This window comes from Streptomyces sp. NPDC002701 (genome assembly GCF_042889045.1).
GTDB lineage: Bacteria > Actinomycetota > Actinomycetes > Streptomycetales > Streptomycetaceae > Streptomyces.
Genome location: NZ_JBIAQL010000004.1, coordinates 280,263 through 296,120, shown reverse-complemented (window position 1 = coordinate 296,120; position 15,858 = coordinate 280,263). Strand labels below are relative to the sequence as shown.

Annotated in this window: 11 protein-coding genes; 6 read left to right on the top strand and 5 right to left on the bottom strand. The window is 70.4% G+C overall.

All coding sequences use genetic code 11. The annotated features are described in order from the left end of the window. Positions 1 to 171: 171 nt before the first annotated feature. Positions 172 to 1,722 carry a glycoside hydrolase family 32 protein gene (locus ACFYXC_RS13900; RefSeq protein ID WP_389550729.1) on the bottom strand — a complete coding sequence of 517 codons (1,551 nt, stop codon included), beginning with the start codon at positions 1,720 to 1,722 and terminating at the stop codon, positions 172 to 174. Between the two features lie 188 nt (positions 1,723 to 1,910). Between ACFYXC_RS13900 and ACFYXC_RS13895 the strand changes: the two genes are divergently transcribed. Genes ACFYXC_RS13895 through ACFYXC_RS13880 form a run of 4 tightly spaced genes read left to right on the top strand, consistent with a single transcriptional unit; the run spans position 1,911 to position 6,491 of the window. Then, positions 1,911 to 3,317 carry an ABC transporter substrate-binding protein gene (locus tag ACFYXC_RS13895; protein WP_389550726.1) on the top strand — a complete coding sequence of 469 codons (1,407 nt, stop codon included), beginning with the start codon at positions 1,911 to 1,913 and terminating at the stop codon, positions 3,315 to 3,317. Further along, on the top strand, positions 3,314 to 4,267 hold the full coding sequence (locus tag ACFYXC_RS13890) for a carbohydrate ABC transporter permease (RefSeq protein ID WP_389550723.1): 954 nt from the start codon (positions 3,314 to 3,316) through the stop codon (positions 4,265 to 4,267). Before ACFYXC_RS13895 ends, ACFYXC_RS13890 begins: the two co-directional genes overlap by 4 nt. Beyond that, a complete protein-coding gene (locus ACFYXC_RS13885) occupies positions 4,264 to 5,136 on the top strand; it encodes a carbohydrate ABC transporter permease (protein ID WP_389550720.1) in 873 nt (290 codons plus the stop codon). Before ACFYXC_RS13890 ends, ACFYXC_RS13885 begins: the two co-directional genes overlap by 4 nt. Continuing rightward, the gene (locus tag ACFYXC_RS13880; RefSeq protein ID WP_389550717.1) at positions 5,133 to 6,491 is read left to right on the top strand and encodes a glycoside hydrolase family 32 protein; all 1,359 of its coding nucleotides are present in this window, start codon (positions 5,133 to 5,135) and stop codon (positions 6,489 to 6,491) included. Before ACFYXC_RS13885 ends, ACFYXC_RS13880 begins: the two co-directional genes overlap by 4 nt. A gap of 148 nt (positions 6,492 to 6,639) precedes the next feature. On the opposite strand, the gene ACFYXC_RS13875 is transcribed toward ACFYXC_RS13880, so the two are convergent. Next, positions 6,640 to 7,704 (bottom strand): LacI family DNA-binding transcriptional regulator, encoded by a 1,065-nt coding sequence (locus ACFYXC_RS13875; protein ID WP_389550715.1) that lies wholly within the window; start codon positions 7,702 to 7,704, stop codon positions 6,640 to 6,642. Between the two features lie 434 nt (positions 7,705 to 8,138). Between ACFYXC_RS13875 and ACFYXC_RS13870 the strand changes: the two genes are divergently transcribed. Then, positions 8,139 to 10,307 carry a hypothetical protein gene (locus ACFYXC_RS13870; protein ID WP_389550713.1) on the top strand — a complete coding sequence of 723 codons (2,169 nt, stop codon included), beginning with the start codon at positions 8,139 to 8,141 and terminating at the stop codon, positions 10,305 to 10,307. Between the two features lie 5 nt (positions 10,308 to 10,312). After that, entirely contained in the window at positions 10,313 to 11,935 is a 1,623-nt protein-coding gene (locus ACFYXC_RS13865; RefSeq protein WP_389550710.1) for an amino acid ABC transporter substrate-binding protein, read from the top strand. 2 nt (positions 11,936 to 11,937) lie between these two features. Here the strand turns inward: ACFYXC_RS13865 and ACFYXC_RS13860 are convergent, their stop codons facing one another. From ACFYXC_RS13860 to ACFYXC_RS13850, 3 genes are read right to left on the bottom strand one after another with little or no spacing between them, the layout of a single operon-like run. Next, entirely contained in the window at positions 11,938 to 12,984 is a 1,047-nt protein-coding gene (locus ACFYXC_RS13860; RefSeq protein WP_389550707.1) for a porin PorA family protein, read from the bottom strand. A 24-nt stretch (positions 12,985 to 13,008) separates the two neighbouring features. Further along, on the bottom strand, positions 13,009 to 13,485 hold the full coding sequence (locus ACFYXC_RS13855) for a (2Fe-2S)-binding protein (RefSeq protein ID WP_389550704.1): 477 nt from the start codon (positions 13,483 to 13,485) through the stop codon (positions 13,009 to 13,011). Between the two features lie 27 nt (positions 13,486 to 13,512). After that, positions 13,513 to 15,723, bottom strand: a complete 2,211-nt coding sequence (locus tag ACFYXC_RS13850; protein ID WP_389551635.1) for a molybdopterin cofactor-binding domain-containing protein — start codon at positions 15,721 to 15,723, stop codon at positions 13,513 to 13,515. Positions 15,724 to 15,858: the final 135 nt, after the last annotated feature.

Genomic DNA, 15,858 nt, shown 5'->3' with positions numbered 1-15,858 from the left:
CACCGGCCATCACGTCGAGAACAGCCTTGTCTGCCTACCGGAAACGGAGCGCACCCAACGGCCTTCTCAGGGCCAGTGTCCGGCCAGCAAGAGCCGCCCCGCTCCCCGCGGACCCAGCAGCCCTGCTACTCCCGCAGGAGCAGCAGAGTCGCCGCTGCCAGATCGGCGGCCTCACACAGTGAACTCCCGTATCACCGTGTTCCGGAACACCGCCCGGCCGTCGATGGTGAACAGCGCGAGCCGGTTGTCGATGAGGTACGGGAATGCCTCCGACGTGTGCACGTACCGGCCGTCGTCCACGAACATCTCCACCGACGTGCGGTCCACCAGAATGCGCAGCCGCACCCGCCGCGCCGACGGATCGAGCGGGCTCTTGCTCTCCTGCCAGCGTCCCGAGGCATCCGGGTTGACGGTGGTCCGCCGGTTGAGGAAGGCGTAGTCGCGGTACACCCCCGCGTCGACGTGACGGGTACCGTCGTTCGAGCGGCGCAACTGGAGACCTGCGCCGGTGAGCTGGTCCCAGGTGATCTCGCAGCTCACCTCGTAGGCGGTACCGCGGTAGTCCAGTACCCGCGTGCCCTCGACCTCCAGGTCGCCCAGTCGCACCGTGCGCGAGACGTACCGGTCCAGGGCGGCGATCGGGCGGGAGGCGAGGTGGTAGGTGCCGGTGGCGGCGCGCTTGAGGGTCACCTCTCGGACGATGGAATCGGTCCCGTTGAACCCGTCGGTGTCGATGGTGGGCGTGGTGTTGGCGTAGTCCCAGTTGTTCAGCCAGCCGATGGCGTGGCGGGTGCGCTCGTCGAGGGAGCCGTCGGCGTTCCTCTTCTCGAAGGTGACGGCGCCGTACCAGTCCCAGCCGTAATCGAGCCACTGCGGGTCCGAGGTGTCGGGAGCGAAGGAGCTGCCGTCGAAGGCGCCGGTCCAGTAGGCGTAGGTGTTGGGCAACCCGGCGCCTTTGGCGTTGGCGCTCACCCCGAGGACCCATTTCACCGTGCCGTCCTCGGCGGTGATCCGGAACAGGTCGGGGCACTCCAGCACGCCGATGCCGTCCTTGATGAAGCCGTCGGCGTATGTCCACCTCTTCAGGTCGGCCGAGTGGTAGAAGCCCACCTTGTTGTTCTCGGCGAGCGCCATCACCCAGCGGCCGCGCTCCTCGTCGCGGATCACCTTCGGGTCGCGGAAGTCGCGGGCGCCGGGGTTGGGCAGGACCGGGGCGGTGCCGTGAGGGCGGAAGGTGCGGCCGCCGTCGGTGGAGTGGTACAGGTACTGGGCCTGCGCACCGCCCGCCGGTTCCATGGTCGCGAGCACGATCACGGCGCCGGCGCCGAAGCCCGCCGTGTTGCGCGTGTCCACGACTGCCGAGCCCGACCAGACGTCCCCGTTGGGCGTGGTGTCCTTCGGGACGGCGATTCCGCGGTCGGTGAAGCGGACCAGGTCGGTGCTGGTGACCAGGCGCCAGGCGGTGCCCGCCGTGGTGCCGCCGGCGAAGTAGTCCGGGTTGTAGAGGTAGTAGTAGTGGTACTCGCCGTCGATCCAGATCGGGCGCTGCGGGTCGTTCTTCCACTGGTCGGGGACGGTGAAGTGGTAGGCCGCCCGGTAGCGGGCGCAGGCCGGGGCGGCGGCGCGGGGTCTCGCCGCGGCGGGGCCCGCCGTCGGCAGGAGTGCGGCGCCGGCGCTCGCGGCGGATCCGGCGAAGAGTGCTCGTCTGGACGGTCCACGCATCACACATCGTTCCTCTCGTTCGATCGGGCCCCGGGAATCGGTGGCTCGGAACGGCGGCTCATGTGGAACCAGGACTGTAGACCTAACTCGTTAAAGGTCAAGGGGTTCCCGGACCTTGACAGGCATGCGACGCGCTTCCCATCATCGGTGGCATCAGCTCTCGACTAACACGAGTTAGGCCCGTTTCGATGACCGACTCGCACACCCGCCGCAGCCTGCTGCGGTACGGCGCCTACGGTGCGGCGGCCGCCGCGCTGGCCGGCACGGCCGCCTCCTGGGACCGGCTCACCGCGGCCGACATCCCCGGGCGCGACGACGGTTCCCTCGTCGTGGCCACCCTGGGCCCCGCCTACGGCCCGGCCGCCGTGCGCGCCCTCACGGAGGGCTTCGCCGAGCAGTACCCCGACATCAAGCTCCGTATCAACGCGGTGCAGGCCGTCGACTGGTCGGACTTCTTCGCCAAGATCCTCACCCAGATCGCGGCGGGCATGGCCCCTGACCTGGTCTACGTCGCGACGGAGGGCGTGCAGCTGTTCGCACGGCAGCTCGGGGCGCCCCTGGACCACTGGGTTCGGCGGGACGCCGACGAGCTGCGGGAGTACTTCGCCGACGTCCACCCCTCACTGGTGGAGTCGATGATGTACGAAGGCAGCCTGTACCAGCTGCCCGTGGAGTTCAACGCGGCCGACATGTATCTCAACCGGCAGGTGCTGCGACGGGCCGGCGCCGACCGTCCACCGGCCGACTGGACCCGGGACGACTTCACCGCGCTGCTGCGCCGGATGAAGAAGTCGAGCGGCTCCCACTTCACGCCGTACTTCTGGACCAACCGGCTGTGGGGCGGGGTGGTGCCCTGGCTCTTCGCCAACGGCACCAATCTGCTGGCCGAGTCCAAGGCGCCCGGCGGAGACTGGCTGTGGGACGCCTTCTACCCTGCGGAACAGCGCCGGGGGCGTGGCGGCGGCTTCCGCTGGACCACGCCGCAGGCGACCGGCGCCCGCTTCGAGGAGACGTACGAGTATCTGGCCTCCCTCATCGAAGAGGGCCTGTGCACCCGTCCCGAGGGCGGCAACGGGCAGAACCTGGTCGGCGTGTTCTCCACGGGTCGGGTCGGAGTGACGCCCGCGGGCGGCTTCTGGGCCGGCGGCCTGCACCAGGCGGGGATGCCCGCCGACGGCTACGACGCGCAGTACTTCCCGCGCTGGCGTACCCAACGCCACCAGTTCGGAGCGGCGGGCTACGCGCTGCTGCGCACCTCCGAACGGCAGGAGGAGGCGTGGCAGTTCATCAAGTACGCCGCCCGCAAGGACACCCTGACCCGGCTGTTCACCACCAACCAGACCACGCCGGCGCGCCGGTCGATGCTGACAGCCGACCGCTACCGGGAGACCGGCCCCGACCACTGGCGGGTCTTCTACGACACGCTCGACCGGTTCCCCGACACGGGACCCATCCCGGCACCGGCCCAGGTCGCCGAGGTCGAGCAGGTGCTGCTGAAGCACACCGGCACCGCCCTGTCGTCCCCGCGCGCGGTTCGTCCGGCGCTGCGCCGGCTTCAGGACGATCTGGAGAAGGCCATGGAGCGTGACGTATGACGAACATCCAGACCCCGCCGGTCCCGTCGCAGCCGGCGCCCCGGCCGCCCGCGGCCGTGCTCCGTCCTGCCGCGCGGGAGCGCGGCACGAGGCTGCTGGCCGCGCTGTTTTTGGCGCCGACGATCGTGGGCATCGTCGTCTTCACGGTCGTTCCGATCGTCGGCTCGGTGGTGCTGAGCCTCTTCCACTGGAACGTGATCGACGATCCGACCTTCGCCGGGGCGGCCAACTACGGCGAGGTCTTCGGCGACTCGACCGTACTGGTCTCCTTCCGTAACACGCTGCTCTTCATGGTGCTGGCGGTCGCGCTGCAACTGCTGATCGCGCTGGTCCTGGCGATCGCGGTGAACGGGCGGATGCCGGTGTGGCTGCGATCGGTGTTCCGGTCGGCCTTCTTCTTCCCGCTGGTGCTGTCCGCGGCGTCCATCTCCGTGGTGATGAAATACCTGTTCAATCAGGACTTCGGGCTGGTGAACTGGTTGCTCGGCCTGGTCGGGATCACTCCGGTGCCCTGGCTGACCTCGGAGAACGGGGCGATGGCCACGGTGATACTGGTCTATGTCTGGCAGCAGTTCGGCTTCTCGTTCCTGCTGTTCGTGGGCGGACTCAACACCATCCCGAAAGAGGTCCACGAGGCCGCTGCCCTGGACGGTGCCACCGGGCCCCGCAAGCACCTGCACGTCACCCTGCCGCTGCTGTCGCCGACGCTGCTGGTGGCGTCCGTGGTCGGCATCATCAACGCGCTCCAGGTCTTCGAGCAGCCGTACGTGCTGACCAACGGCGGTCCCGGCGACTCCACCCGCACCGTCGTGATGGTCATCTACGAGAGCGCCTTCGAGCAGTTGCGCTTCGGTACCGCGTCCGCGGTGGGCGTGCTGCTGTTCGTGCTGATCATGGCGGTGACCGCCCTCCAGTTCCGGCTCAGCCGGCGTTTCGTCCACTACCAGTGAGCCGGGTGAGTCCCTTGAGCAACACGACCCTGACCACCGGCCGGGTGCGTCACTCCCTCGCGCCGTGGGCGCGGATCGCCGCGCTGGCCGTCTGCGCCCTGCTGACCCTCGGTCCGGTCATCTGGACTGTCTGCACCTCGCTGCGCACTCCCGCCGAGTCGTTCGACCTGCCGCCGGAGATCATTCCCTCGGAGCCGACCGTCGAGGCATACCGCGGGGTTTTCACGCAGATCGACGTCTGGCTGCTCGCCCTGAACTCGACGCTGGTGACGGCGCTGATCGCGGTCGGTCAGATGATCACCGCTGGGCTCGCCGGCTACGCGTTCGCCCGCATGGAGTTCCGGTTCAAGAAGCCGCTGTTCGCCCTGGTCCTGGCCACCATGATGGTGCCGTTGCAGGTCACCATCGTGCCGGTGTTCCTGGTGCTGAAGTCGATGGGGCTGACCGACACCCTGCTCGGCCTGATCGTCCCGGTGTTCCCGACCGCGTTCGGCACCTTCCTGATGCGCCAGTACTTCCTGGGCATGCCGAAGGACCTGGGTGAGGCGGCCATGCTCGACGGGGCGGGCCCGTGGCGCGTGTTCCGTTCGGTGTACGCCCCGCTCGCCGCGCCCGGTCTCGCGATCGTCGGCGTACTGGCCTTCAACTACCACTGGAACGAGTTCTTCCGCCCGCTGATCCTGGAGACCTCCGGCCAGAACTACACCCTGCCACTGGGGCTGGTCTCCCTCCAGGGCAACCTCGGCACCGGGTCCGTCTCGGTGGTGCTCGCCGGTGTGGTGCTCTCCATGCTCCCCGCCGTCGCCGTGTTCGTCGTGGGACAACGCCCTCTTCGTGAGGGCATCACCTCCGCAGGAGTCAACCGTTGAGCCGCGACAGCAACGCGCCACGCTTCCGGGTCCGCCCGCCCGCCAACTGGATCAACGACCCGAACGGTCCGTTCCGCTGGCGTGACCGCTACCACCTCTTCTACCAGCACAACCCGGACGCACCGGTGCACACCAACGTCCACTGGGGTCATGCCTCCAGCCCCGACCTGGCCCGCTGGCAGCACCATCCGATCGCGCTCACCCCGACGCCCGGCGGGCCCGACGAGGCAGGCTGCTGGTCCGGCTGCGTGGTCGACGACGACGGAGTACCGACAGCGGTCTACACGGGCATCGACCACCATCACACCGGCGTCGGCACCGTGTGCCTGGCCCGCGCGGCCGACCCGGACGACCCGGCGCTGACCGAGTGGAAGCCGCTGTCCCTGCCCGTGGTGCCGGGCCCGCCGGACGCCCTGGACGTGGTGATGTTCCGCGACCCGTTCGTCTTCCGGCACGCCGGCCGCCGCTGGGCCCTGGTCGGCGCGGGCCACGCCGACGGCACGCCCTCGGTCCTGCTGTACGACTGCGACGACCTGACGGACTGGCGATTCGCGGGTGTGCTCCTGGACGGTGACGACCCGGTGGCGGTGGACGCGTTCGGCGACAAGGCCGTCGGCTGGGAGTGCCCACAGCTTCTGGTGACTCCCGGAGGGCACTGGGTGCTGCTGGTGTCACTGTGGAACGGGGACCCGAGTGCGACGGGTTACCTGACGGGACGTCTGGAACCGTCAGCAGAAGCCGGGTTGCGGTTCACTCCGCGCACCGGCGGCCCTCTCGACCACGGCCGTGACTTCTACGCGCCCGCCGTCCTGCAGGAGCCCGAGAGGGCGCTGATGTGGGGCTGGTCCTGGGAGTCCCGCGGACCCGGCGAGGCCGAGCGGGCCGGCTGGGCCGGCGTGCTCACCGCGCCGCGTGTCGTCGACGTCCACGCCGACGGCACCCTGCGGGTCCTGCCGGCGCCGGAGCTGGAGACGCTGCGGGCGCCGGAGCCGTTCGTCACCCGAGCGGGCACGGGCACGCGGCTCCCCGAGGCGTACGACCTGACAGTCACCGCCCGCACGGTCACAACGGTCGGCCTGGGGGAGGGGCTGATGCTCCGGATCGACCCCACCTCGGGCACCCTGGCCGTACACCGCGCCGGGCGGCCCGCGCCGGTGGAGGTCCGAGTGGCGCGCGGTGCGGAACTGAACGTCCGTGTCCTCGTAGACGGTTCGCTCTACGAGGTGTTCGTCGACGACCGGGCCACGGTGACCGAGCGGGTCTACCGACGCCCCGGCGACGCGCCCCAACTGACCGTCACGGGCGCCGATTCGGCCGTCACGGCGTGGGAGCTGGTCGGACCGACCTTGAACTGAGCATCGGGCCCGTCATCCCGTCCGCCCTCACGTCACCTGTCCTGACGTCGCTGGGCAGCGCCTGCGGCCGATGAGCGCGCCCTGTCGGTCCTCCCGGCGGTGCACGGAACGACACCGCCGCACCGGCCCTGCGGTGGCCCCTGCTTCGTCACACAGCTGGGGCCGGACCCACCGACGAACGAGTCACCAATGGGCAGGCCAGGCGGCGGGCCGTAGCCGGCGGGGTACGGCCGGTGCCGATGGCGTCGAGCAGGACGCGGACGGCGGACTCACCCATCTCCCGGTGCGGCAGCGCGACCGTCGTGAGGGACGGTGTGAGGAAGGCGGCCATGTGCTCCTGGTTGTCATAGCCGACCACCGACAGTTCGGCGGGGACGGCGACGCCGAGCCGGGTCACGGCGTGCAGAACGCCCGCTGCGACCCGGTCGTTGTAGCAGAAGACGGCAGTGGGACGGCGAGCCGGGTCCGCGCCGTCGAACAGCCGCATGGCGCCGTCGTAGCCACCGGCGATCTCTCCACCGGTGCGTACCACCCACTCCTTGGGGACGGTGATCCCCTTGGCGCGCAACGCGTCACGGAAGCCGCGCAGCCGCTCCACGGACGCGATGTCGTCGAGTCCGCCTATGTGGGCGATCCTGCGGTGCCCGTGGTCGAGCAGCAGCCGGGCCGCCGTACGGCCGCCGGCCCGCTCGGCGGGGACGACGGCGGGCAGGGAGTCGTCCTCGGGCAGGCAGTTGGCAAGGACGGAGTGGGTACGGTGCAGCCCCTCGGGGACGCGGACGCGGCGTAACGACATGGCGGCGTAGATGATGCCGTCCACCCGCCGGTCGAGGAGTTCGGCGACGGCCGCGTCCTCCTTGGCGGGGTCCCCGCCGGAGTCGATGGTGAGCACGAGGTGTTCGCTCGCCCAGGCCGTCTCCATCGCCCCGCGCAGCAGCTGCCCCGCGAAGGGGGAGGACGCGATCTCGTCGGTGACCAGCCCGATCACGGCCGTACGGCGGCGGCGCAGGCCGCGGGCGACGGGATCGGGCCGGTAGCCGAGCTGGGCGGCGGCCAGCCGGATACGTTCCTGGGTGGCGGGGGAGAGGTTGCCCTCGGCGCGGCCGTTGAAGACGAAGGAGACGGCGGTGTGTGACACGCCCGCGAGCCGGGCGACGTCCCGTGAGGTGGGACGCCCCGTTCCCGTCGTGTGTCTGCCTTCTGCGCTCGTCATGGCATCGCTTCCCCGCCCGTACGGATGATCGCTGCTCAGCCTAACTGGACAGGGGCAATGGCGGCCGTCGGCGCCTGGCCCCGATCTGCTCCAGCGCGTGCGCGGCCAGGCATGCCGGTCGACACCCGCAGGGCGCTCCGAGACCTCCGCCGAGGGTGCAGTCCCGCCGCCGGGCGAGATTCCTTCCACCGCGGCCACCGCTCGGTCCTGGTCCGCGGGGATTCCACGACCTACGCGGACGTCCTCCCCGGCGTCTCGGACGTGCTGCCGTACAGGTGGCCGACGCCGGACCGGCCTCCGTAGGCACCGCGGCCAACTCCCCTCCATGCAACCCCCGTTGTCCGAACAGTCCCTTCCGTGTTCCACTGAATCTTTCTGGCACATCGGTCACGGGTCACCCGCTCCCGGGCGGGCAGGCACTGCATGGGGGAACCGTGTGTGAAGAACTGGGCTTCGAGAGACTGGTCGGCGAGGAGGGCTTCTTCGCCCGGCTGTTCGGGCGGGCGCCGTCGGGGGCCGGCCGGGATCTGCTGTACGGCCCCGACCCGCCCGTCGTGCTGCTCACCGGCGGCCCGGGCATGGGCAAGGGCCGGCTGCTGCGGGCCGTGCGGGACCGTTTCGCCGCCAAGGTGCCGGTGATCCACCTGGACTGTGCCTCCCCGGTGTACGCGGACCGCGCGGACCCGGAGCCCGGCGCCCGCTCGGCCGCCACCGAGGCCCTGGTCGAGGTCGCCCATCGGCTGCGTACCTGGCAGGGCACGGGCGGCTCGTTCGCCTTCCCGCGGCTCTTCGCCGGCCTCGCCATGACCGCCACCGCCGCCGGGGACGGTACGCCCGAGGACGTGGCCACGGAGGCCGAGCGGTACGAGGAGCTCGCCCAGCGGCCACGGCTGCGCGGCCTGGGCGCCGGCGACTTCTGGCGGGGGGTGCTGCACGGCACCACCCGCAACCTGCTGACCACCCTCTCCGGCCAGGTGTTCGACCCGTACTCGGCGGCCGTCAGCAACGCCCTGCTGGACGCCCTCTTCGAGCGCGCGGCCCCCCGGGGCAAGGCGGAACTGCAACGGCTCTACGGCGCCTATCCCGGCGCGGCCGGCCAGCCCAGGATCGGACTGCGTATCCTCGCCGCCGACTTCCGGGCCGGCGGCGAGGCACGCGAGGTCGCGGAAGGGTTCCTCTTCCGGGCCCTGCGCGAGGACCTCGAGGCGGCTTACGCCTCACCCGTCGGCTGGCTGCGCCGGGTCGGCCGCCCGGGCCTGCTGCTGGACCACGCGGAGTCGCCGCTGGGCGAGCAGCTGCTGCGCGCCGTACTCACCGACCGCCGGGGCGGGCAGCGCGACCGCGTCGTCATCGTCGGCACGGCACGCCGCGCGGACGGCGGCGCCTTCCTGCACGGCGGCCTGCCGCCCGAGGAGGCGACACCCCCGGCGGAGTACCGCCCCGCCGACGGCTCCCCGCCGGCCTGGTCCCGCCGTACGGACGAAGGCGCCGACCGGGCACCGCTCGCCGACGGCGTGCTCCTGCTGCGGATGCCCCTGCTCACCGGCGACCAGCTCCGCCGGGAGACCGTGCGAAGACAGCAGCACGCCGAGCCCGAGGGCGGCACCGACCGCCGCCGGATCGACGCCGCCGTGGCCCGGCTGAGCGGGGGCCGGCCCCACACGGTGATCCGCCTCGCCGCAGCGGCAGCCGCCTTCCGCATGCCGGCCGACGCCAACGACCGGGACATCCTGGAGGCCCCCTTACGGCTTCCTGGCGACAACGCCCCCGAACGTCCCGTCACAGACGTGCTGTTACGGGAACTGATCCTCGACCAGCTCCCCGTACGCCTGCCGACCGAGCACCACGCGCACTGGCTCGACCTCCTCACCCATCTGTCGGTGGCCCACGACACGGAGTGCGCGGACGTACTGCTCCGCCACCACCAGTCGGGCCACCTCCACCACCTGACCGCCCATCATGTGACCCGGCTCCTCACCGACACCGGCTGGCCCGTCTGCGAACGCCACTTCATCGGCGACTTCGGCCTCCGCCAGCTCCTCGTGCACCGGCTCTACGGCCTCCGCCCCGAGGGCGCCGCCTGGTACGCCGACCACCACCTGCTCCGCGACCACTACGCGCGGCGCGAGGCAGGGGGAGAGGCTCCTTCGGGCGGCGCCTTCCGCTCCCCGACCGCGCACCGGATGAACCACCACCTGGTGTCCGGCGGCGCCGACGACGTCGTCACCCACCTCGCTGCCACCCTCCCCGGCCGCCCCCTGGAGTGGTGCGCCGAACTGCTGGAGATCGCGCAGGCGCCCTATCCGGGCGGGGCGGACGCCCGGCGGGAGCGCGCCCAGGGCCTGGTGGCGGCGGAGGGCACGCCGTTGCGCCGCACCGTCGACCAGCTACTGCACGCGGTGTGGCTGTGCGAGGAGCGGACCAGACCGACCGGCAAGGAGACGGCCCGCACGCTGGCCAAGCTGCTCGACCTGCTCTCGATCATGGACTTCGACGGCGCGGGCCGGCTCAGCAGGACGGCGGCGGACTGGAGCACCCTGGCGGAGAACGAGCAACCCCTGCTGCGCTGCACCTGCACCGAACAGCTCCGGCGAAGGAGATAACGGGCATGCCGAGATGGAAGAAAATCCTGTACTCGCTGCTGGTCGTGGTGGTGCTCGTCGCGGGCGTCGCCCTCACCACCTCCCTCATCCGCAAGCCCGACACCTGCGCCGACGGCGTCGAACGGATCGACGGCGAGTGCGTCGGCGTCAACGGCGAGGGCTACGACTTCGGCACCCCGGAGATCGCCGACGTGGCCCGGGCCGTCGCCCGGGAGAACCAGAGGATCGAGAAGCAGCCGCACGTCACGGTGGCGATGATGCTGCCGCTCCAGTCGGACCGGGAGGCCCTGCGCCGCCAGATGCGCAGTGACCTGCAGGGCGCGTACCTCGGGCAGCGCCAGGCCAACGCGGGCGAGGGCGAACCCCCGAAGATCCGGCTCGTCCTGGCCAACCCCGGGCGGAACTACGGCCACCAGTCGAAGGTCGTGGACACCTTGCTGCGGATGGCCGCATCCCCCGAGGACCGGCTGCGCGCGGTCACCGGCTTCAACCTGAGCCTCGCCGACACGGAAGCGGCCGTTCGGCGCCTCACGGAGAACAGGATCCCGGTGCTGGCCGCCCGCATCAGCGGGGACAGGATCGCGAACGAGGACCGGGCGGACGGCCTGGCCAAGCTGCGCTTCCCGGGCCTCGCCCGCATTCTCCCCACCAACAACGACGCCGCCCAGGCCCTGGCGGACTACAACGGCGACCGGGGCCGGCGGAATCTCAAGACGGTCCTCGTCTACGACAAACGCCCCGACGGCTACAGCGAGTCGCTGGCGAGGGCGTTCAGCCGGATCGAGGAGAAGGGCCCGGCCGGACCCGCCGCGATGTCCTTCGAGTCCCCGTCCATCGACGAGGCGGGCTCCACCGGCAACCAGTTCACGCAGACCGCCAACAACATCTGCGACTCCGAGGCCGACACGGTGTACTTCGCCGGCCGCACACTCCACCTGCGCATCTTCGCCCTCAAGCTCGCCCAGGTCGGCTGCAAGGGCCGCCACTACACCATCATCAGCGGCTCCGACGCGGCCTCCCTGCGCGAGGACATGAGGGAGAACGACTGGGAGCGGCTGCGCGGCGACGGCGGCCGGGCGAAGGTGACGGTCCAGTACGCGGCCCCCGCCCACCCTGACGCCTGGACCACACAACTGACGGCCTGGACGAAGACGTGGTCGGCCACTCACCGTGGCGCACCGAAGCCCCAGGACCTCCCGCAGTACCTCACCGAACCGAAGGCGGCCCTGGACACCCTGCGCGGCCAGATCACGCAGACCCGGCGCGAGGGAATCGAACTCGGCTCCGCCCCGAACCTCGACGATTCCCGCACGATGCTCGTCTACGACGGCCTCATCACCATCGGCAAGGCCCTCCACCAGGCCCAGGAGGGTGCCCCCGAGACGACGGTCCCCACCCGCGAGGACGTGGGCCGCCAGTGGTCCCTCCTCCACTCCCGCCACCGTGTCCAGGGCACCAGCGGCCTCATCTGCCTCACGACAGGCGGCAACGCCTACGACAAGCCGGCCGCGATCGTCGAACTCGACCCGGGCCGCAAGGGCGAGGGCAGGCTGAAGTTCGTGGGCCTGGGCTGGCCGACGGGCAAGGAGCAGCCGAAGAACTGCGTGATCCCCAGCGAGACGCTCTGACCTCACCCGCTGAGAGCTTCTCGACTGGTGGAAGCCGTGGGCGGGAATGCCGTCGGTCTGCTGCGCCTGGGTATGAAGGCGATCGCAAGGAGCACAGTCGCAGTGACCATGAGGGCCAGGGGCGCGATGACTTTCAGGAGGGTCAGCATCAGGCCGGCAGAGGCCGCTTTGTCGCCGAGATCGTGTGCACTCGCGGAAGTGATCGTGACGGTGAGGGCGGACACCGGCAGCAGAGGCGCCGGCTTGTCGCGGACCGTGGTGGTGGCGACGACTTTCCTGCTCACTGTCTGGTCGATGGCAATACCGGTCTGCTGGTCGATGTAGGCGACGAGCGTCGATCGGCCCTGGTAGGCGAGCGGCACGAGGTCCGGCAGCGCGGACAATGCCGCAGGCGTCAAAGAGGCGCGGGTCTCGGGGGCGAGTGCGGGTAGCATGCCGACGACGACGTCCTTCGGCAGGACGGACGGCAGCGGTTCGAGCACGGCGGGGTCCTTGACCGGCGCCGCTGCTGTGATCTTGTAGACGTTCACCGCGCGGCCTTCGCGCTTGGCCGTTCCGGTGTAGCGCACCGGCACTATCGAGCGGGTCGTGGAGTCGTAGTAGGTGTAGGAGTCGTCCTGCGCGGCATCCGGCGGAAACGCCGAGCTCAGGGCGCCCAGGGAGGGTTCCACACGTGCCGAGGCGGGTGGTGCTGTCCCCTGCCTGCTTCGTCTGTCGAGGGCGTACGTTGTGGAACTGGGCAGGCTCTGCTTGCCCAGGCGGATCGTCATGGTGTCTTTGAGGACGGCGGTGTCGCCGTGGACCGAGGTGACCTGCACGCGGCGGTCGGCCGTGACGGGGACATCGGACCTGAGGGCATGGGCGGTGTCCCCGGACTGCAGTGCTTTGCTGTCGAGCACCGCGGCCGTGCCTGCGTAATGCACTGTCTGGTCGGTGTCTTCGGGAAGTTTCGTGGCGTTGGGGGCAATGACGAAGCGCGTGACCGCCGCGAGCGCGACCAGGATGACGGCTGCGGTGCTGAGCACGATCGATGAACGGCGAGCGGACACGATGTCCTCCCTGTCTGTGGTGTGTCACATGCTCTCGGCGCCGGCTCTGATCGCCTCGCGGATACGAGGGTAGGTGCCGCAGCGGCAGATGTTGCGGATGGTGTCCAGGTCGGCCTCGGTGATCGCACGGCCTTCTTCCTTCACGCGGCGGACCAGGGCGACGGCGGCCATGATCTGGCCGGGCTGGCAGTAGCCGCACTGGGCCACGTCCTGCGCCAGCCATGCCTCTTGCATCGGGTGCAGGTCGGCGCCCGCGGTGGCGGGCAGACCCTCGATGGTGGTGATCTCGTCGGAGGGCCGCAGCGCGCTCACGGGGATGGCGCACGGGTTGGCCGCCCGGCCGTTGAGGTGGCTGGTGCAGGCTTTGCAGACGTTGATGCCGCAGCCGTACTTCGGGCCGGTGACGCCCAGGATGTCGCGCAGCACCCACAGCAGCCGTTCGTCGTCGGCGGCTTCAACGGTGACCTGCTCGCCGTTGAGGCGGAACGTGTGTTCAGGCACGAGAGCTCCCAGCTCATGGGGCGGACGTCAGCGGACGTGGTCCAGGCCGTCGGTGGGCGACGCGGGGATGGGCGGGACGGTGGGTTTCGGGGTGAAGGAGAGGGTGGCGTGGTTGATGGGGAAGACCGTGGGCATGGCCTTGGTGGCGCGGCCGTACGCACAGGCGACCGCGGCCATGGAGGCCGCCACGCCGAGTTCTCCGGCGCCGCCGGGTTCGCCGCTGGTGTCCGGCATGACGATGATCTGCAGTTCGGGCGGTGTGTTCCACTGCCGGGTGTAGAAGTAGTTGTCCCAGCTGGCCTCCAGGAAGTGCCCGTCGCGCAGGTGCAGGCTGGAGGTCAGGGCCAGCGCGATGCCGTCCATGAGGCAGCCCATCATCTGCGCTTCGAGACCGCGCGGGTTGACGGTCAGGCCCACGTCCACGGCGATGACCGCTTTGGTGACACGGGGGCCGCCGACACCGTCGCGGATGGGGCGGTCGACCGTCTGCGGGCGGCAGTCGAGCTCCACCAGCACCGCGCTGACAGCGTGGTACTCGGAGTGGAAGGCGATGCCCTGTGCGACACCGGCAGGCAGGCTGCGGCCCCAGTCGCCGACATCGGCGACCTTGTCCAGCACCGCACGGGAGCGGTCCTCGCGCAGGAAGTCGTGCCGCAACCGGTAGGGGTCCTTGCCCATTCTGGCGGCAAGCTGGTCGATGAGCAGTTCCCGGGCGCAGGTGACGTCGGGGGAGTAGACGTTGCGCATGCTGCCGGTGTTGAAACCCTTGTCGGTCTCGCTCAGGAGCCGGCTGTTGGCACCGAAGTCGTAGGGCATCGACTGGGAGAGCTGGAAGAACGTCTGTGAGAATCCGATGTCGCCCACCGGAAGTCGCGCGGCCAGGGCTGTGAAGATCTCTCCCAGGCCGTGGCTGAGGTCGGTGGAGACGCTGGTGTGCCGTTGTGTGTAGCTGACGACGGTGTTGCCGAGGTAGGCGATGCGCGCGCGGGAGGTTGCCATGGGGTGGGTGCGGCCCTGACGGGCGTCGTCCGCACGGTGCCACATGAGTTTGACCGGTTTTCCGATCTTCTTCGATACCTCGGCTGCCTCCAGGGCGGCGTCGAAGAAGAGTTTGCGGCCGAAGGAGCCGCCCCCCTCGGTGACGTGGACGGTCACGGAACGCAACGGCAGACCGAGTTTGGCGGCGATGGCCTCTTTCGCGACGATCGGCGCTTTCAGGCTGGACCAGATCTCGGCGCGGTCGGGGCGCACGTCGGCTATGGCGCAGTTCGGTTCCAGCGCGCTGTTGCTGCGGAAGTGGAAAGTGAACCTGCCTTCCACGCTGGGTGTCAGCGGGGGCATTCCGAGGGGCAGTTCGGCCGAGTGCAGTTCCTCCCGTACGGACTCGTCGGACTTGCCTTCCGCGCTCCCCGGCCTCCAGGACACTCTCAGGGCCCGTACGGCCTCGATGCACTGCCCGAACGTGGCTGCCCGCACCGCCACCCCGGTCGATATCACGGCGACGTCGCTGACCCCTGGCATGGCGCGGATCGCCGGCAGATTGGACACCGATCCGACCTTGCCGTTGATCGTCGGCGGGCGGCACACCATGGTCGGCATGGCGTCGGGGACGTCCAGGTCCAGGGTGAACTTCTTGCCTCCGGTGACCGCGGCGAGGGCGTCGACGCGGCTGTGCGGATGCCCGATGACACGGAACTGGTCGCGGGCCTTGAGACGCACGGCCACCTGAGTGGTCCGCTCGCCGGCGGCGATGCGGGACAGGGATGCGATATCGGCTGTGCGGTTGCCGGGGCCGGTGACGACTCCCGCCGCGAGCGAGAGATCGGTGACCGGGGTGCCCCATCGGCCGGCCGCCGCCTGCAGGAGCCGATCGCGCGCGATGGCGGCCGCGACCCGGATCGGGGTGTAGGTGGAGAACGTCGTGTTCGATCCGCCGGTGAGCTGGTTGAACAGCAGCTCGGGTCGTGCGTCGGCGAGGGTGACGTGGACCCGTTCCAGGGGCACGCCGAGTTCCTCGGCGATCACCATGGCGCTCGACGTGGTGATGCCCTGTCCCACTTCGGCGCGCGGCAGCGCGAAGGACACGGTGCCGTCCTCGTTCACCTCGACCGTGATCAGTCCGGACGTCGGCAGGGCCGCGGCCGTCATCACGTCGTTGAGATCGATGAGTTCCGTGATCTCCGGTGAGGGGATGTCTGCCCGCGCAGGGGAGGCGGGCACGAGTTCGGCCGCGGCCATCAGCGTGGGTGCTGCCAGCACGTACCCGAGGAACCGGCGTCTGGCCAGAGGCGATGAGTCGCCTTCCGGCCGCTCCGGGTGATCGGCTCCTGTCACCGGCGGCCTCCCCTGTGGCTGTCGTCCAGCAGGCGGGAG